Origin of the sequence: Ornithinimicrobium cerasi (assembly GCF_003702705.1) — a bacterium.
In the GTDB taxonomy this organism is placed as follows: Bacteria; Actinomycetota; Actinomycetes; order Actinomycetales; family Dermatophilaceae; genus Ornithinicoccus; species Ornithinicoccus cerasi.
In genome coordinates, this window is the sequence record NZ_QZMN01000002.1 from 190,013 (window position 1) to 206,860 (window position 16,848).

General features: G+C 74.3%; 16 protein-coding genes. 5 read left to right on the plus strand and 11 right to left on the minus strand.

Features of this window, described 5'->3' with window-relative positions:
* Positions 1 to 60: 60 nt before the first annotated feature.
* Positions 61 to 1,173 carry a zinc-binding dehydrogenase gene (locus D4B81_RS02790; RefSeq protein WP_122260983.1) on the minus strand — a complete coding sequence of 371 codons (1,113 nt, stop codon included), beginning with the start codon at positions 1,171 to 1,173 and terminating at the stop codon, positions 61 to 63.
* A gap of 89 nt (positions 1,174 to 1,262) precedes the next feature.
* Here D4B81_RS02790 and D4B81_RS02795 point away from each other — a divergent pair, with 89 nt between their 5' ends.
* Together D4B81_RS02795 and D4B81_RS02800 are read left to right on the plus strand one after the other, a co-directional pair.
* Positions 1,263 to 2,222: an Lsr2 family DNA-binding protein gene (locus tag D4B81_RS02795; protein WP_122260984.1), complete on the plus strand. Its 960-nt coding sequence runs from the start codon at positions 1,263 to 1,265 to the stop codon at positions 2,220 to 2,222.
* A gap of 39 nt (positions 2,223 to 2,261) precedes the next feature.
* Entirely contained in the window at positions 2,262 to 3,155 is an 894-nt protein-coding gene (locus tag D4B81_RS02800; RefSeq protein WP_122260985.1) for a hypothetical protein, read from the plus strand.
* Here D4B81_RS02800 and trhA read toward each other — a convergent pair.
* Positions 3,137 to 3,823 carry a PAQR family membrane homeostasis protein TrhA gene (gene trhA / locus D4B81_RS02805; protein ID WP_122260986.1) on the minus strand — a complete coding sequence of 229 codons (687 nt, stop codon included), beginning with the start codon at positions 3,821 to 3,823 and terminating at the stop codon, positions 3,137 to 3,139. The two genes, D4B81_RS02800 and trhA, sit on opposite strands and share 19 nt — an antisense overlap.
* A 196-nt stretch (positions 3,824 to 4,019) precedes the next feature.
* Between trhA and D4B81_RS02810 the strand changes: the two genes are divergently transcribed.
* Positions 4,020 to 5,522: a DEAD/DEAH box helicase gene (locus D4B81_RS02810; protein WP_122260987.1), complete on the plus strand. Its 1,503-nt coding sequence runs from the start codon at positions 4,020 to 4,022 to the stop codon at positions 5,520 to 5,522.
* Between the two features lie 210 nt (positions 5,523 to 5,732).
* On the opposite strand, the gene D4B81_RS02815 is transcribed toward D4B81_RS02810, so the two are convergent.
* Genes D4B81_RS02815 through D4B81_RS02825 form a run of 3 tightly spaced genes read right to left on the minus strand, consistent with a single transcriptional unit; the run spans position 5,733 to position 8,777 of the window.
* Entirely contained in the window at positions 5,733 to 7,070 is a 1,338-nt protein-coding gene (locus tag D4B81_RS02815) for an HNH endonuclease signature motif containing protein (RefSeq protein ID WP_122260988.1), read from the minus strand.
* A 52-nt stretch (positions 7,071 to 7,122) separates the two neighbouring features.
* On the minus strand, positions 7,123 to 8,007 hold the full coding sequence (locus D4B81_RS02820) for an NAD(P)H-hydrate dehydratase (protein WP_122260989.1): 885 nt from the start codon (positions 8,005 to 8,007) through the stop codon (positions 7,123 to 7,125).
* The gene (locus tag D4B81_RS02825) at positions 8,004 to 8,777 is read right to left on the minus strand and encodes a histidine phosphatase family protein (RefSeq protein ID WP_237565770.1); all 774 of its coding nucleotides are present in this window, start codon (positions 8,775 to 8,777) and stop codon (positions 8,004 to 8,006) included. The genes D4B81_RS02820 and D4B81_RS02825 overlap by 4 nt, the downstream gene beginning before the upstream one ends.
* 112 nt (positions 8,778 to 8,889) lie before the next feature.
* On the opposite strand from D4B81_RS02825, the gene D4B81_RS02830 reads away from it, so the two are divergent.
* Entirely contained in the window at positions 8,890 to 10,290 is a 1,401-nt protein-coding gene (locus D4B81_RS02830; RefSeq protein ID WP_122260991.1) for a hemolysin family protein, read from the plus strand.
* Positions 10,287 to 11,333: a CNNM domain-containing protein gene (locus D4B81_RS02835; protein WP_122260992.1), complete on the plus strand. Its 1,047-nt coding sequence runs from the start codon at positions 10,287 to 10,289 to the stop codon at positions 11,331 to 11,333. Before D4B81_RS02830 ends, D4B81_RS02835 begins: the two co-directional genes overlap by 4 nt.
* 128 nt (positions 11,334 to 11,461) lie before the next feature.
* Here the strand turns inward: D4B81_RS02835 and D4B81_RS02840 are convergent, their stop codons facing one another.
* From D4B81_RS02840 to D4B81_RS02865, 6 genes are all read right to left on the minus strand, one after another.
* Positions 11,462 to 11,758, minus strand: a complete 297-nt coding sequence (locus D4B81_RS02840) for a biopolymer transporter Tol (RefSeq protein WP_122260993.1) — start codon at positions 11,756 to 11,758, stop codon at positions 11,462 to 11,464.
* Complete coding sequence (locus tag D4B81_RS02845; RefSeq protein ID WP_122260994.1) at positions 11,751 to 12,911, minus strand: lycopene cyclase family protein; 1,161 nt, start codon at positions 12,909 to 12,911, stop codon at positions 11,751 to 11,753. Before D4B81_RS02845 ends, D4B81_RS02840 begins: the two co-directional genes overlap by 8 nt.
* Positions 12,912 to 12,942: 31 nt before the next feature.
* Positions 12,943 to 13,725, minus strand: a complete 783-nt coding sequence (locus D4B81_RS02850; protein ID WP_122260995.1) for an alpha/beta fold hydrolase — start codon at positions 13,723 to 13,725, stop codon at positions 12,943 to 12,945.
* Positions 13,726 to 13,757: 32 nt separating this feature from the next.
* Complete coding sequence (locus D4B81_RS02855) at positions 13,758 to 14,450, minus strand: potassium channel family protein (protein ID WP_237565771.1); 693 nt, start codon at positions 14,448 to 14,450, stop codon at positions 13,758 to 13,760.
* On the minus strand, positions 14,443 to 15,771 hold the full coding sequence (locus D4B81_RS02860) for a TrkH family potassium uptake protein (RefSeq protein WP_237565772.1): 1,329 nt from the start codon (positions 15,769 to 15,771) through the stop codon (positions 14,443 to 14,445). The genes D4B81_RS02855 and D4B81_RS02860 overlap by 8 nt, the downstream gene beginning before the upstream one ends.
* 80 nt (positions 15,772 to 15,851) lie before the next feature.
* Positions 15,852 to 16,769, minus strand: coding sequence for a diacylglycerol/lipid kinase family protein (locus tag D4B81_RS02865; RefSeq protein ID WP_161964968.1), 918 nt, complete (start codon positions 16,767 to 16,769; stop codon positions 15,852 to 15,854).
* Positions 16,770 to 16,848: the final 79 nt, after the last annotated feature.

Below are 16,848 nucleotides of genomic sequence, written 5' to 3' on the forward strand. Positions count from 1 at the left end.
AGACACGTCAGGCCCTGAGTGCCCTCAGATCCTGGGGGCTGAGGTCCGGGGACGCGCGGCTCAGGCCGGCGTCGCGTCCATGACGACGATCGCGCGGCCCTGGATCCTGCCGGCGTCGAGGAGCTCGTAGGCCAGGGGCGCGTCCTCGAGGGAGAAGCGCCGGGTCACCGCCCGGCGCACGTCGAAGGCACCCTCGGCGGCCAGCCGCACCACCTCCGGCAGGTCTCGTCGGGTGCGTGCCCCGAACGAGCCGGTGATCGTCATACCCCGTCGGACCAGGGCGGTGATCGGGACGGCGGCCGTGGCGTCACCCGCCGCGATCCCGACCACCACCATCCGGCCGCCCTCGCGCAGGAGGGAGAAGCCGAGCTCGACGGTCGCGGGGCGGCCCAGGACCTCGAGCACGACCTCTGCACCGGCGCCGTCCGTGGCGTCGCGCACGGCCTGCCGCACGTCGGCCGTCACGGAGTTGACGGTGACGGTCGCGCCAAGGGCTCGGGCCGCCCCGAGCTTGTCGTCGTCGACGTCGACGGCGATGATCGGGTCCGCCCCCAGGTGCCGGGCGAACTGGATGATGCTGGACCCGACCCCGCCGACGGCGACCACCGCGACCGAGCGACCGCGCAGGTCCGTCCCGGCGCGGGCGAGGGCTCCGTAGGCCGTGAACGCGGCGCACCCCAGGACCGCCGACTCCTCCAGCGGGAGCTGGTCCGGCAACGCTGCGAGCGCGGTCGCGGGGACGACGGCGTGCTCGGCCAGGCCCGCCATGGAGTACATGGACAGCCGCGACCCGTCCGCACGGGTCAGGCGCGAGGTGCCGTCGAAGAGGTTGCCGCGCAGCCGGTTCTCGGCGAAGAACGGCTCGCACAGGTCATCCCGCCCGGCCTCGCACTGCCGACAGGTCCCGCACGGCATGACGAACGCCCCGACCACCCGCTCCCCCACGGCCAGGCCGTCGACGCCCGGCCCCAGCTCCTCGACGTGCCCCGACACCTCGTGCCCGAGCACCCCGGGTGCGGGGAAGGCCACCTCACCCTTGATCACGTGCAGGTCGGTGTGGCACACACCCGTGGCTGCCACCCGGACGAGCACCTCCCCCGGGCCCGGGCGCGGGGTCGGCACCTCCTCCACCGTCATCGGCAGACCGGGCCCGTCCCACACCACAGCTCTCATGGCGGTCATCGTGGCACGCCGCCCCAACCCCGGCCTCGGACCCGCGGCACGTCCCGCACGCGGTGAGGGGCGCGCCATACCCTGGGGCCGTGTCTGCGCACGAGGACTTCCTCATCGCCCGCAACCCGGAGGAGGGCACCACGCTGCCCTACCTCCTGCGCCTCCCGCTCGGGCCGGACGGCGTGGTGCTCAAGGCCAAGGAGACCTGGCCGCGCACGGGCAAGGTCTACTGCCACCGCGCCGTAGGGTGGCCCCTGGAGCCGGAGGTCGTGGAGCGCGTGCCCGTGCGCTCGTGCGTGCGACGCGGCGCCGCGATCGACCTGGTGCTCGACCGGGGCCGGGAGAACCGCTCGCAGTTCGTGCTCACGAGGATCCGCGGCGGCCGGGAGGCGATCTTCTGGCAGACCGCGCGCACGGCGAAGCAGGCCCGTCCGGCGGTCTCGGTCCCCACGGCCCGCGGGTCGGGGGTCAGGGGGCTGGAGATCGTCGTCGACAGCCACGAGCGCTACGCGTGGAAGTTCGAGCACCAGCAGGCGGGGACGGTCCGTGCGCCGCTGCCCGCCGGGGACTACGGGGTGCTCCTGGGGGAGAGGCTGGTGGCCGCGGTGGAGCGCAAGTCGCTGGCGGACCTGGTCAGCACGCTGACGACCGGGAGGATGCGCTACGTCCTGGCGGACCTCGCCACCCTCCCCGCAGCGGCCGTCGTGGTGGAGGACCGCTACTCCGCGGTCTTCAAGGTCGAGCACGTCCGTCCCGCGGTGGTCGCGGACGCGCTGGGCGAGTGCCACGCGCGGTTCCCGACGGTGCCGGTCGTGTTCTGCGAGACCCGCGCCCTGGCGCAGGAGTGGACGTACCGCTTCCTCGCCGCCGCGCTCGTGCAGGCCGGTGAGTCCACGCACGCCGAGACGGAGGCGGCGCCGCTGCCGTCGGCCTCACCGCCCAGCACCGCGCACGTGCGCGCCTGGGCGCGAGAGCAGGGGTATGCCGTGCCGGACCGGGGACGGCTCAGCCGGGAGGTCCTCGACGCGTTCGCGCGACGGTCCGGGTGAGGGACCGGGCCTGTCGGTCGCTGCTGGCACACTGCTCGGATGGCAGGCACGGACGACGGGCGCGGGCAGGGACCGCCCGAGGAGGCGCGGCCCAGCCTGGTGGAGCTGCGTCGCCGGGTGCTCGACGAGGGACCACGGATCGGCACCGGGTGGCCGGTCCTCGACGCGCTGAGCGGCGGGCTGGGTGCCGCCCGGACGACCCTCGTGCGGGCGCCGGCGGAGCTGCGCCTGCAGGTGGTGTCGAGGACGGTGGCGTGGGCGGCGGGCGAGGGTTACCCGGTGATGCTCGCCTCGAGGTCGCGCACCACCCCGGAGCTGTGGCTGGCCGTGGCCGCCGGGGCGCTCGGCCTGCCCCCCACCGCCCTGCTGGGCACCACGGCCCACGACGACTGGGTCGACGCCCGGCTGCGCGTGCTCGACGTGCGCGTGCACGGCGGGGACGACGCCCCGCAGGAGACCGCCGCGTCGCTGGCCGTCAGGCCGGCCTCCCTCCTCGTGCTCGACGACTACGAGAGCTGGACCGGTGACTGGGCCACCGCGCTGGACCCGCGCTTCGAGCGTCTCGACCTGGAGCAGTGGCCGCGGAGCACCGGGTGCGCGCTGGTGCTGGGGATGACGGACATGAGCGGCTTCTCCGAGATGGTCCAGCTGGGGGTCCGCACCCTGCGGCTGGCACCGAGCGACGACGGGACCCGTGTCCAGCTCTCCTCGCACAGCTCCACCCGCAAGGACAAGCGCACCGTCCTGCTCCGCGACGGGTTCCTCGAGCCGCCGCCGCCCGGTGCCGCCTACGTGCGCCGGCCCGACGCCGCCAACCTGTGGGAGGACCGGTCCGAGCTGGACATCTCAGCCTTCGCGGCCGCCCTCGGCAGCGAACCGGTGTCGGTGGTGTGGGAGGCCGAGGACGAGGACCGTCAGGCGGGCACGACGTAGAGGTGCATGAGGAGGTGATGCACGGCCGCGGCGACGAGGACCATGAGGTGCCACAGCTCGTGGAAGCCGAACACACCGGGGCGCAGGTTGGGGCGTTCGAGGACGAAGACGACGAAGCCGGCGCTGTAGATCAGGCCGCCTCCGGCCATCAGGGCCAACGCGCCCAGCGGCAGCTCGGTCTGCGCGCCGAGGAGCGCGACGGGCATCCAGCCGAGCGCGATGTAGAGCGTGTTGGTGACGTACTTCGGCAGCTCCCGCCAGACGGAGCGCAGCACCACGCCGAACGCGGCGACGACCCAGACCGCGCCCAGCACCGCCCACCCGTAGGGGGTGCGGTAGAGCACGAGGACGAGGGGCGTGACCGTGCCGGCGATGAGGAGGAAGACCGAGGTGTAGTCGAGCGTGCGGAGCACGTCGTTGACGCGCGGGCTCCGGTCGAGCCCGTGGTGCAGGGTGCTGCAGACGAAGAGCGTGATCAGAGACACGCTGTAGATCGCGAGGCCGGTGATGGCCCAGGGGTCGCCGGCGACGGCTGCCCGGGTCATCAGGATGGCGCACCCCAGCACCGCCAGGCAGGCGCCCAGGAGGTGGCTCACGGTGTTGATGCGCTCGTCCGTGACGTGGACGCTGCCGTCCCGGCTCAGCTGTCGCGACTCGGCTTCGTGCATGGTCGTCAACGGTACCTGCACGGACCTGGGCCTCCGTCCGCTAGACTTGTCCTCAGCGCCCCGCACCGTCTCGCCTCGGGGCGCACGATCATGAGAGCCCGCGTACGGCATACCCTGCGCTGCTCGACAGGTCGCGCCGCCCGTTCCGGGCCTGCGCGCCGGGCGGGACACGACATTCGTCCCGAAGGATCCATACGTGACCTCCAGCTTCGCCGACCTCGGCGTGCCCTCCATCCTGTCCGCCCCGCTTGCGGAACGCGGCATCACCGTGCCGACCCCGATCCAGGCCGCGACCCTGCCGGACTCCCTGGCCGGCCGCGACGTGCTCGGCCGCGGCCGCACCGGCTCGGGCAAGACCTACGCGTTCCTGCTCCCGCTCGTGGTCCGGCTCACCGCCGGTGGCCGCGCGGTGCAGCGCGGGCGTGCCCCCCGTGCCCTGATCCTGGCCCCCACCCGTGAGCTGGCCCGCCAGATCGAGGAGTCGTTGTCCCCGCTGGCCTCCGTCGCGGGGCTGAGCACGCTGACCATCTTCGGCGGTGTCGGTCAGAACCCCCAGGTCCGCGCCCTCCAGGCAGGCCTCGACGTCCTCGTCGCCACCCCGGGGCGGCTCGAGGACCTCATCGGCCAGGGCTACGCCGACCTGCGCTCCGTGCAGGTCACCGTGCTCGACGAGGCGGACCACATGTCCGACCTCGGCTTCCTGCCCGCCGTGAAGCGGTTGCTCGACCGCACGCCGCGCGAGGGCCAGCGACTGCTCTTCTCCGCGACGCTCGACGGCGGCGTGGACGTCATCGCCAAGCGCTACCTGCGCAACCCGGTCACCCACCACGCCGACTCGGCGCAGTCGCCGATCTCGTCCATGGACCACCACGTGCTTCACATCTCGCACGACGACCGGCTCCCGGTCCTGGCCGACCTCGGCTCGGCACCCGGGCGCACCGTCATGTTCACCCGGACGAAGCACGGCGCCAAGAAGCTGGCCAAGCAGCTGAACGCCGCCGGGGTCACGGCCGTCGAGCTGCACGGCAACCTCGGGCAGAACGCCCGGGTGCGCAACCTCGAGTCCTTCCAGTCCGGCTCGGCGTCCACCCTCGTGGCCACCGACATCGCGGCCCGCGGCATCCACGTCGACGACGTCGCCCTCGTGATCCACGCGGACCCGCCGGTCGAGCACAAGGCGTACCTGCACCGCTCGGGCCGCACCGCCCGCGCCGGCGCCTCGGGCACCGTGGTCACCCTGATGACCGACGACCAGGTCCGCGACGTCCGCGCGCTGACCCGGGCCGCGGGCGTCAAGCCGACCGTGACCCGCGCCCACCCCCAGCACCCGGTGCTGAACGAGCTGGCTCCGGGCGACCGGGTCCTCGTGGCCGGTGGGCTTCAGACCGCCGCGCCGGTCGAGCAGCAGGGTCGCGGCTCCTCCGGTGGCGGTCGCCGTCGCGGGGCTTCCGCGTCCTCGGGTTCGGGTCGTTCGCAGGGTGGCTCCGGCCGCTCGCAGGGTGGCGGCGCAGGCCGCGGCCAGGGTGGTGGCTCCGGCCGTGCGCAGGGTGGCGGCGCGGGTCGCTCCCAGGGTGGCGGCTCCGGTCGTGGGCAGTCCACCGGTTCAGGTCGGGGTGCGGGTGCCCGCTCTGGGGCACGCCAGGGCGGCAGCGTCGTGGCGTTCTCGAGCTCGTCCGGTGGGCGCTCCAGCGGTCGCTGACCCCGTCAGTCGCCTTTCGGGGCGGACCCAGTCAGTCGCCTTTCGGGGCGGACCCAGTCAGTCGCCTTTCGGGGCTGACCCCGTCAGTCGCCTTTCGGCACCGGCCCCGTCGCCTCCCGGCCCGACGCCCCGCGACGACGCTCCCGGCCCGCCGGGCGCACGGACGGCATGCTCTCGCCCCGGCCTCTCGGGGGCCGGGGCGGGGCGGGGTCATCGCCGGAAGATCCAGATCACCCCGAGGGCGGTGACGGTGGCGCCGAACCCGTGCTCGTGGACCCAGGTGTGGTGGCGTGGGCAGAGCAGGGCGTAGTTGGACAGGTCGGAGCGTCCGCCCTGGGCCCAGGGCACGACGTGGTGGGCCTCGCACCAGGTCGCGGGCACCGTGCAGCCCGGGATCGTGCACCCCTTGTCCCTGGCCGCCAGCCTGATCCGCTGTCCGGGCGTGACCAGACGCCGTCGTCTCCCCTGGTCCACGACCTCGCTCGGTCCACCGAGGACCACCGGGATGATGTCCGCCTCGCACGCCAGGACCCGGATCGTCGACGCGCTGACCGATGCACCGGCCAGGGTCGACCCGCACCCGGGACGCCCGTCCCCCGCCTCGCCGAGCTCTCGCCGCAGGGTCTGCAGGTCCATCGTCACCACCAGCGTCGCCTTCGGCGTCGTCGGCTGACCCTGGGTGCCCGCCACCCCCCGCCGCAGCACCGTCATCAGGGCGTCGTAGCGGCGCTGACCCGGGGTCCGCCTCTCCTCCACCCCGGTGACCTCCTGCTCCTCCTTCGAGGCCGGTGCGGCCAACGGCGAGGTGAGGATCGCCCGCACCGCCTCGTGGTCCGCGTCGTCGCCGAAAGTCATGACGATCCGGCGCACCGACCCGTCCGCGAGGTTCGACTCGTGCACGTCCCGCAGACCCTGCTGCGCCTTCCTCCGCTCCTCGTGATCCTTCTCGGGCAGGCACGCCCGAAGCAACGCGCCGATGATCCGGCCGATGTCGGCGTCGTCGAACACCGGGTCGCACCCCGCCCCGACCAGCAGGGCCACCGCCCGCTCGTAGTCCTCCGGCTTCACCGCCCGCCGGATCCGGACCAGCGCCCGGTGCATCCTCGCCGCCCGGGCGATCGACATCCACCCCTCCAGCGCTGCCCGCACCAACGGCTCGTGGACCGGCTCACCGGAGGCGACCGCCAGCCTGGCGACGTCCCGCACCGCCTCCGGGGTCAGGTCCGGTGCCCGCTGCGCGAGCCAGTCGACCAGCGTGAACCCGCTGCCGACGTGCAGCCCACGCCCCGCCACGTCGCAGGCCACCCGCAGACGCACCCGCGCCGCCGAGGCGCACAGCTGGCTCAGCCCGGTTAGGGAGCCCTCCAGCTGCCGGTCCTGGAGCAGGACACTGTGCCGCGCCCCCACCTCGGCCAGCAGGACCTCACGGCCGGCCTCCCGCAGCCCCCGCTCCACGACCTCACCGACGGGTCGGGCAGCAGGCAACCCCACCGCGACCAGCTCCTCCCAGCCCACCCGGATCACGTCACCACCCCAACCCCCATCCATACGACGACACTAGGCGCGACCACCGACAGACCCGTCCCGCACAGACCGCCGGTCAGGCGTCGAGCTCGGCCAGCACCTGGGGGATCTTCTGCGACAGCTCACGAGCCAGGAACCCGGTCGCGCCCAACTCGGCGGTGAGCCGGTCCCCCGCGCTGCCGTGCAGGTGCGACCCCCAGACCGCGGCCTGCGCGGGCTCGGCGCCCCGACCGAGCAGCCCCGCGACGACCCCGGCCTTGACGTCGCCCGACCCCGCGGTGCCCAGACCGGGCCCGCCGACGGAGCCGCGCCACGAGCGGCCGTCCGGGTGCGCCGTCCAGGTCACCGCACCACCGCCCGAGACGCACACCCCCGTGCGGGCGGCCAGGCGCAGGGCCGCCTCGCGCGGGTCGGCGACCACCTTCGCGCTCTCCCAGCCGAGGGTCAGCGCGAGCTCCCCCACGTTGGGCGTCAGGAGAGCCCTGCCGCCGAGGTGCGACAGGCACGCGGGGTCCTCGGTCACCGCGGCCAGCCCGAGCGCGTCGAGCACGACCGGGACGTCGATCCGGGCGAGCATCGCCGCCACCAGCGCGCGAGCGCTCTCGGGGTCACCCATCCCCGGCCCGAGCAGCACGGCCTCGCACTCCGGCGCCAGCCGGGCCACGACGTCGACCGCCTCTGAGGTCAGCTCACCGTCCTCCCCCTCGGCCACCCCGCGGACCATCGCCTCGGGCATCGCGACCGCGAGCGCGGTCGCGGCCGACCGGACGGTGACGACCTGCACCTTCCCCGCCCCCACGCGCAGCGCGGCCTCCACGGCCAGGCGGACCGCGCCGGGGGTGTCCCTGCTGCCCCCCACGACGAGCACCCGTCCCCGGGACTCCTTGTCCGCCTGCAGGTCGGGCAGCGGCCACTCCCGCAGCAGGTGCGGGGTGACCACCTCCGGTGCGGGCCGGCTCACCCGGCCCGCTCCTCGTCACCCCGGGACGGCTCGTGCGTCACGTGCTCGCCGGCCCGGTCGACGGCCGAGGTGTCCCCGTAGGCCACCAGCTCCAGACCGCTCTCACCGGGCTCGTAGACCGTCATCGAGCAGTTCGCCAGCGGCGTGCTCTTGTCCGCGTCGAGGACCTCGCCCTCCTCCAGGCCCTCGATCGCCACCCGGAAGGCCATGATCGTGGCCTGGTGCGAGAACACGCAGAGCCGCTCCCCGGCATACCTCTCCTGCAGCTCGAGGTGCACCTGGCGCACGCGCAGCGCGACGTCGGCCCAGCTCTCCCCGCCCGGGGGGCGGTAGTAGAACTTGCCGACGCGCGCGCGACGCTCGGACTCGTGCGGGTACTCCTGCTGGATGCCGATCCAGGTGAGCCCGTCGAAGGCTCCCAGGTCCCGCTCGCGCAGGCGCTCGTCCACCACGAGCGGCACGCCCAGGCCCTCGACCGCGATCTCGGCGGTCTGGCGGGCCCGACGGTATGGCGAGCTCGCAACCGCGGTCGGCCGCTGGTCCTCGGGGAGGGAGCGCAGGTGGTCGCGGACGGCCCGCGCCTGCTGGCGCCCGGTCTCGGACAGCGGGACGTCGGCGTCGCGCAGGTCGAGGTCGAGACGCGGCTCGTTCGCCTCCAGGGCGGCGCGGTCGGCGAGGTTGCCCTCGCTCTCGCCGTGCCGGACCAGTGTCAGGGAGGCGACTCCGCGCTTGTCGGAGACGGTGTCGAGGGACTCGTTCTCGGGGCTCACGCTCCGATCGTGCCAAGGATCGGACGGGTGCGCCCGTCGGCGCGGACTTGGGAACGTCCAGACGTGTCGGATACCGTCACGCCATGCCGCCACTCTTACCCTGGACCCGGCGATGACGGGGACCGTGCTCCTCCTCCTCGCCGGGATCCTCGTCATCCTCGTCATCATCGCGGTCAACGGCTACTTCGTGGCGCAGGAGTTCGCGTACATGTCGGTGGACCGCAACCGGCTGGCGGCCCGGGCCCGCGAGGGGGACGCGGCGGCGGAGCGGGCGCTGAAGGTGACACGGCGCACCTCGTTCATGCTCTCGGGCGCGCAGCTGGGGATCACCGTCACCGGCCTGCTCGTGGGGTTCGTCGCCGAGCCCATGGTCGGCAGCGCGCTGGGCGACCTCCTCGGCGGGGCGGGCGTCCCGGCCGCGCTGAGCATCACGATCGGCACGGTCGCCACCCTCGCCGTGGCCACCGTCGTGCAGATGCTCTTCGGCGAGCTGTACCCCAAGAACCTCGCCATCGCCAACGCCGACCCCATGGCACGCGGCCTGGCCCGGTCGACGCTCCTCTACCTCGCGGTCTTCGGGTGGCTGATCGCCTTCTTCGACCGCTCCGCGAACCTGCTGCTGCGCCTGGTGCGGATCGAGCCGATCCACGACCTCGACACCACCGCCACGGCCGAGGACCTGGAGCGCATCGTCGCCGACTCCCGGGAGAGCGGCGACCTCCCGCACGAGCTGTCGATGCTCCTCGACCGCATCCTCGACTTCCCCGACCGGGACGTCGAGCACGCCATGATCCCGCGGTCCCGGGTCGACGTCGTCGAGCCCGGCACGACGCTGGCGCAGGTGCGTGCCCTGATGGCCGGCGCCCACACCCGCTACCCGGTCATCGACGAGGACGACGCCCCGCTCGGGGTCGTGCACCTCGGCGACGTGCTGAGCACCACCGCCTCCCGCGACACCGCGGTCACCGCCGTGATGCGACCGGCCGTCGTCGTCCCCACCGTGATGACGCTGCCGGCCGCCGCCGAGGAGCTGGTCTTCGCGGAGGAGCAGCTCGCGTGCGTCATCGACGAGTACGGCGGGTTCGCGGGCATCCTGACGATCGAGGACCTGGCCGAGGAGCTCGTCGGGGAGATCACCGACGAGCACGACGCGGACGTCCCCGAGTCCATCGTCGGCGGCGCCGACGGCGAGTGGCGGATGGACGGCGACGTCCACCTCGACGAGGTCGAGCGGGCTGTCGGCCACCGCCTGCCCGAGGGTGACGTCGAGACGGTCGCCGGCCTCGTCATCGCCCAGCTCGGCGAGCTGCCCGAGGAGGGTCGGGTGGTGGTCGTCGACCTGCCCGAGGACCCGTCCGAGGTGCTCGCGGACGAGCCGGTGAACCGGTGGCTGGAGATCGAGGTCCTCGAGGTCACCAGGCACGTGCCGAGCGAGGTGCGGGTCCGCCTGGTGACCTCCAGCGGTGCACCCCCCACGACCGCTGCGTCCGCAGACCCGGAGGAGGACCGGTGAACGACCCCCTCGTCGTCACGGCGGTCACCATCGCCCTGATCGTGCTGAGCGCGTTCTTCGTCATCATCGAGTTCGCGCTGCTGGGTGCGCGACGGCACCGGCTCGAGCTCGAGGCACCCACCTCGCGCTCCGCCCGCGCCGCCCTGCGCGGCATGAACGAGCTGACCCTCATGCTGGCGGGGGCCCAGCTCGGCATCACCGCGTGCACCTTCGCGCTGGGTGCCGTGACCAAGCCCGCCCTGGACTACTGGCTCGCCCCCCAGCTGGTGTCGCTGGGGGTGCCGGCCTGGGTCGCGGGCGGCTCGTCCTTCGCGGTGTCGCTGTTCCTCGTCACCTTCCTCCACCTCGTGGTCGGGGAGATGGCGCCGAAGTCGTGGGCGATCGCCCACCCCGAGACCGCGGCCAAGCTGGTCTCGCCCGCGGGGCGGGCCTTCATCTGGGTGGTCCGTCCGCTGCTGGTCGGCATCAACTCGCTGGCCAACCGTCTCGTCGCGGCGAGCGGGGTGACCCCGGTGGACCGGGCCGCCGTCGGAGGCCAGGACGCCGAGACCATCCGTCAGCTGGTCGAGCACTCCGCGGCGAGCGGCGCCCTCGACGCCGACTTCCGGGCGCAGATCGACGACGTGCTCGAGCTGGAGCGGCTGACCGTCACCGACCTGGTCCCCCAGCACCAGCAGCTGGTGACCGTGCCGGTCGACGCGACGGTCGCGCAGGCGCAGCAGGCTGCCGTCAGCAGCGGGCACCTGCGGGTGCTGCTGGGCTCACCGGCCGACGGGCTGCCCGGGGTGGTGCACGTCAGGGACACCCTGACCGCCGCCGACGGTGACCCGGTCCGCACCCTCGCGCGCCCCGCGTTCGAGGTGGCCACGGGGACGCCGGTCTACGAAGCGCTCGGCCGGATGCGGGAGCAGGCCGAGCAGCTGGCCGTGGTCACGCAGGACGGCCGCCCGGTCGGCGTGGTCAGCATGGCCGACATCCTGCGCAGGGTCCTCCCGCGCCCGGAGCACACCGACCCGGCGGCTGACGCGACCCCCACCGGCTGACGCGACGGGACCGGTCCACGCGACCCGACCGGTCCACGCGACCCGACCGGTTCAGGCGACCAGGCCGGTTCACCCGACAGCGGTCGGTTCACGCGACAACGGTCGGTCACCCCCACCGGTCGGCCACCTCAGCGGTCGAGCCCGTCCAGCTGCTCGAGGGCATCCTCCCAGCGACGACGCCGCTCGTCCTCGTCCTGCTCCCACCACGGCGTGCCCCGCTCCCCCAGACCGTGCTTGGCGAGGTCCACCCGGCGCCGGGCGGGGGCAGGGTCCTCGTCGGCCCGCCGCGCGGTGCGCACCCCGGACCGCCCGCGACCCAGGTGCGAGAGCAGCCGCTCGGCCACGTCCGCCGGCAGGGACGGGTCCTGCCGGCGCCACCGGCGCCCGTCGACGACGAGCCACCGCTCGTCGTCGCCGTCAGCCACGGCCCGAGCTCGGCGAGGTCGAGCCGAGGGTGGCCCGGACGAGCTCGGCCCGGGCGGCCCACGGCATACCGGAGAACATCCCCCACATGGCGCGCGCCAGCCCGCCCGCCCCCGAGTCGCGCGACATGAAGTCGCGCTGCCGCTGCTGCGGGAGCTGCCCGAACGCCTCGAAGAGGGCCAGCGTGCCCGCCGTGTCCAGGCGCAGCAGCGCCCGCAGACCCGCCTCGCGGAAGAGGTCCGCGGGACCGGTGGGGTCCCCGTGCTCCGGCCGGCCCCCCTCGGCCAGCGTCCGGGCGAGGCTCTCGGCCCGGGCGAGGGAGTGCGCCACCGAGTAGCCGGTCACGAGGTGCCCGCCCCGCCCGGCGGTCCCGACCGCGAGGGTGCCGGCCGGCGGTGGGCGGTCGCGGCCGCGCATCGGGATCCGGACGACCTCCCGGCCCAGCGGGTGGTCCACGACGGCGGGGTCGACCCCCCTGGCCACCAGCCGGCGGCGCAGGCGCTGCTTGAGCTCCTCGACCGGGACCCCCGGCGCGGCCGCGAGGCAGGTCTCCTCCAGCAGCACCTCGCCGAGCCCGAGCGGGATCGCGTAGAGGAAGGTCGGCGTGGCCGTGGGCCGCGGGTCGGGGGACCAGTCGGTGCGCCAGTCCATGAGCAGCGCCTCGGCGCCCTGGAGGGCGGGCGCGGCCGCCTCCGCGGGGACGACGATCCCGTATGCCGTCTGCGCGGGCGCGGGGTCGTCCGGCGCCGGTCCCCCGGGGCGGGCGCCGCGGGCGTCGACGACCACCCGGGCCTCGGAGCGCAGCGCCGCCACCTCCTCGTCGTCCAGCCGCGCCCGCCGGACCTCCACCCCGTCCAGCGGCAGCGCAGCCTGCAGGGCGACGTTGTCGAGGACGACGTAGGGCCGGCGCAACGGGTGCACCCCGTGCACCCGGATCTGGGGGTCAGCCACCCGCCAGCGCACGACCGAGGAGGGCAGCCCGCCCAGCTCGTCCTCCCAGACGCCGTAGGTGGGCGACCACACGGCGTCTGGGCGCGGGTCGACGGCGAGGACGGACATGCCCCGGGCGGCGCACCGTGAGGCGAGCGCGCGGCCCGCCGGCCCCAGCCCGACGACCGCGACGTCGTGGGCGGGCGTGGGCGGGCTGTCGGTCACCGGCACATCGTCGCAGGTCAGGTCGGCGCCCTCAGCGGGCGCCCGGCAACCAGTCGGCGAGCACCTCCGCCACCTCCAGGGGCGACTCGGCAGGTGCGAGGTGGGCGGCGTCCTCGAGGATGACCAGCCGGGCGCCCGGGACGGCGGCGGCGAGCGCCTGCTGCTGCTCCGGGGTGCAGACGGGGTCGTGGCGGCCGCCCATCACCAGGACCGGCACCGCGATGTCGGCCACGGCGTCCCGGTAGTCGGCCGTCCCCAGCGCCTCGCAGACGCGCGCGTAGGACGCCGCGTCGGCGTGCTCGAGGGTGGTGAGCAGGCCGCCGGCCACCCGCGCCTCGCGCTCGAGGAACCCCGGCGCGAACCACCGCTGGGCCGAGCCCTCGACCATGACGGACGTGCCGGAGCGGCGGACGAGGTCGGCCCGCTCCTGCCAGCCCTGGGTCGTGCCCACCCGCGCGTCGGAGCAGATGACCGCCACCCCGAGCACCTGTCCGGAGGTCGCCAGGGCGAGGCTGGTGACGCCGGCGACACTCACGCCGGCGTGGACGAAGCGGGCTCCCGGTCGCTCACGGTCGACGAGGTCCACCACCCCCGCCGCCAGCTCGTCCAGGGTGAACGGCGCGTCGACCGGGTCGCCCTCACCGTGGCCGGGCAGGTCCCAGCCGAGGACGTCCACCTCCGCGGACCCTGCCAGCGCCTCGACGCAGCGACCCCACAGCGCGACCACCCCCGTGCCGAGCGAGGGACCGACGACGAGCAGGTCCTGCCCACGGTCGGGGGTGAACCAGTGGCCGTGGAGCGTGGGCGTCGTCATGGTGGGCAGGGTAGCCGCGCCGGGCGCCGCCCTCAGGTGCGGGGCGCGAGGGCGGTGAAGCGCTCGACGTCGTGGATCCGCCCGGACAGGACGAGCTCGTCACCGGGGTGGACGACGGTCTCGGGCACGGCGTAGGTGAACGCCTGGCCCGGGCGCTTGACCCCGACGACGGTGATGGTGTGGCGGGTGCGGACGGCCGACTCCGACAACGGCCGTCCCCACGTCTCCTCGGGGGCCGAGCAGCGGGCGATCGCGAACTCGTCCTCGAACTCGAGGTAGTCCGAGAGGCCGCCCGTGACCATGTGCGCCACGCGCTGACCCATGATGAACTCGGGGTAGATGACGTGCGTGGCGCCGATGCTCGTGAGGATCTTGCCGTGCTTGCGGGTGATCGCCTTGGCGTAGATCGTCCGTACGCCCGCCTCGCTCAGCGTGATCACGGTGAGGACGCTGGACTCGATGTCGGAGCCGATGGCCACGACGGCCCGGGTGAGGTCCTGGACCCCGAGCTGCCGCATCGCCTCCCCGTCGGTCCCGTCGGCGCGCACCGTGTGGGTGAGCTCGTCGGCATACTTCTGCACCCGGCCCTCGTCGGTGTCGACCGCGAGGACCTCCACCCCCTGCCGGACCAGCGACTCGCAGACGGCGCTGCCGAAACGGCCCAGCCCGACGACGAGCACCGGGTCGGCACCCTCCCGGCGGGGTGCGCGGTTCTTCCTAGCCAACAATGGGTCTCTCCTCGGGGAGTCGGTAGTGACGGTGGCGGGTGTTGACGGCGATCGCGCTGGCGACCGTGATCGGGCCGAGCCGGCCCAGGAACATCAGGACCATGAGGATGAGCTGGCCCGCCGGCGGCAGCTGGGCCGTGATCCCGGTCGAGAGCCCGACGGTCGCGAACGCGGAGACCACCTCGAAGCCCAGATCGAGGGAGGGCAGGTCGGTGAGCATCATCAGCAGGATCGTGGAGAGGATGACGAGGCCGACGGCGAGGAGCGCCACGGTCAGCGCCTGGCGCTGCACGGCGCCGCCGATGCGCCGGTGGCCGATGACGACGTCGGGCTCGCCGCGGACCTCGGCCCAGATGACCGCGGCGAGGAGCAGGAAGGTCGTGACCTTGATGCCGCCCGCGGTGCCGGCGCTGCCCCCGCCGATGAACATCAGCACCATGGTGATCGCCTCGGTCTCCTCCGTGACCTGGGCGTAGTCGACGGCGTTGAACCCGGCGGTGCGCGGGAAGACTCCCCCGCCGATCGCCCCGACGAGCTGCTTGTGCGGCGGCAGCGCGGCCAGCGTTCCCCGGGAACCCGTCTCGAAGAGCCCGAACAGCACCACCCCGAGCAGGAGGAGGACGGCCGACCCGCCCAGCGTGAGCCGGGTGTGCACGCTCCACCTCGAGAGCCTCTTGCGCAGCAGGAGCTCGCGCAGGACGGGGAAGCCCAGCCCCCCGAGGACGAGGGCCACGCACACCGGGCCGATGAACCAGATGTCACCGACGAAGCCGATGAGGTTGTCGGAGTAGAGCGCGAAGCCTGCGTTGTTGAAGGCCGACACGGCGTGGAAGACGCCGTGCCAGGCGGCGCGGGGCCACCCCATCCCGTGACCGAGCGCCAGACGCAGGGTCAGGAGCACGGCGACGACGCCCTCGATCGCGAGCGCGAGCACGACGATCCGGCCGGCCACCTGGCGCACCTGGCCCAGACCGGAGGAGTGGGTGTCCATCTGCGCGGCCAGCGAGCTGCGCAGCCCCAGCCGGCCCCGCACCGCCAGCGCGAGGAGGGTCGCCAGCGTCATCACCCCGATGCCGCCGACCTGGATGAGGAGCATGATCACGACCTGCCCGAAGGGTGACCAGTAGGTCGCCGTGTCCACGGTGATCAGCCCGGTCACGCACAGCGCGGAGACGGTGGTGAACGAGGCGACCATGAGGTCCGCGGGGGAACCCTCCGCCCGTGAGGCGGGGAGCAGCAGCAGCGCCGTCCCGATCACGAAGACCACGAGGAAGGCGGCCGTCACCGCCCGGGCCGGGTGGGCCCAGAGAACACGCACGAGCCGACATCGTCCTCCTCGGGGCACCCCGCCGCAAGTCGCCCACGGGAGGACCGCGGGCGCCCGGTGCCGACACCGGCTCAGCGGGGCACGCGGAGCGTCCAGGCGTCGGGGGCGTGCCGCCAGGTCCTGCTGCGGGTGGGCTCGGCGGACACCTCGCCGTCGGCGTTCACCCGGAAGGCGTCCTGGGCCGTCAGCGCCTCCACGAGGACCTCCCGACCGCTGGCGACCGTGACGTCGGCCCGGCGGGTGTGCCGCCCGCGGCGCACGTCACGGGCGAAGCCGAGCCGCGCCGCGGGCGAGGTCCCCCTGGCCAGGACCACGTCCACGACGTCATCGTCCGGCACCGCCTGGGGCGCGATGGGGGTGCCGCCCCCCACCGACGGGCCGACGGCCGCGCTCACCATCAGCACCCGCGCCGACCCGTCGGCGACGACCCGCCCGTCGAGCACGACCCGCAGGTGCCAGCCGGTGGAGGTCAGGCCGGCACGCAGCGCCCCCACGGCGTAGGCCGCCCGGCCCAGGAGTCCTTTGACGTCGGCCGCCGGGGCGGTGGCCTCGGCGGCCACGCCGCAGTGCACCGCGTTGACCACCACGCCCCCGTCCCCGTCGACCAGCAGGCCCCGGGACGCCGGCCGCCCGGTCAGCGCCACGACGACGGCACGGTCCCGCTCCAGCGGCAGGCCGGCACCGCGCGCCAGGTCGTTGCCGGTGCCCATCGGCACGACGCCGACCGGGCCGCACCGTCCGAGGAGGTCCTGGTCGTGCAGCTCCTGCAGGAGGCGGTGGACCGACCCGTCGCCGCCCACCACGATCACGTCCCGGCCGTCGGCGGTGGCGACCACCTCGGCATACTCCTCGTCGGTGGCGAGGTCCCGGACCTCGGTGCCCGAGGGGCTGCGCGAGGTGAGCAGCCGGCACACCTGACCGACCTGCTCCTCCTGCGCGGACCCGGCCCGGACGTTGACCAGGACGAGCACGGGGCGTGCGCTCGTCACGATGCCTCCTGGGGACGCGGACAGCTCCTGCCCGGGCAGACTATGCCCGGGGAGCGTCGGGGTGCACACCTACACTCCG

Excerpts from the sequence above, each read along its gene's own strand:
- D4B81_RS02815 (WP_122260988.1), bottom strand. The coding sequence starts at position 7,070 with ATGGATGGGGGTTGGGGTGGTGACGTGATCCGGGTGGGCTGGGAGGAG.
- trhA (WP_122260986.1), bottom strand. The coding sequence starts at position 3,823 with ATGCACGAAGCCGAGTCGCGACAGCTGAGCCGGGACGGCAGCGTCCAC.
- D4B81_RS02830 (WP_122260991.1), top strand. The coding sequence starts at position 8,890 with ATGACGGGGACCGTGCTCCTCCTCCTCGCCGGGATCCTCGTCATCCTC.
- D4B81_RS02800 (WP_122260985.1), top strand. The coding sequence starts at position 2,262 with ATGGCAGGCACGGACGACGGGCGCGGGCAGGGACCGCCCGAGGAGGCG.
- D4B81_RS02850 (WP_122260995.1), bottom strand. The coding sequence starts at position 13,725 with ATGACGACGCCCACGCTCCACGGCCACTGGTTCACCCCCGACCGTGGG.
- D4B81_RS02790 (WP_122260983.1), bottom strand. The coding sequence starts at position 1,173 with ATGAGAGCTGTGGTGTGGGACGGGCCCGGTCTGCCGATGACGGTGGAG.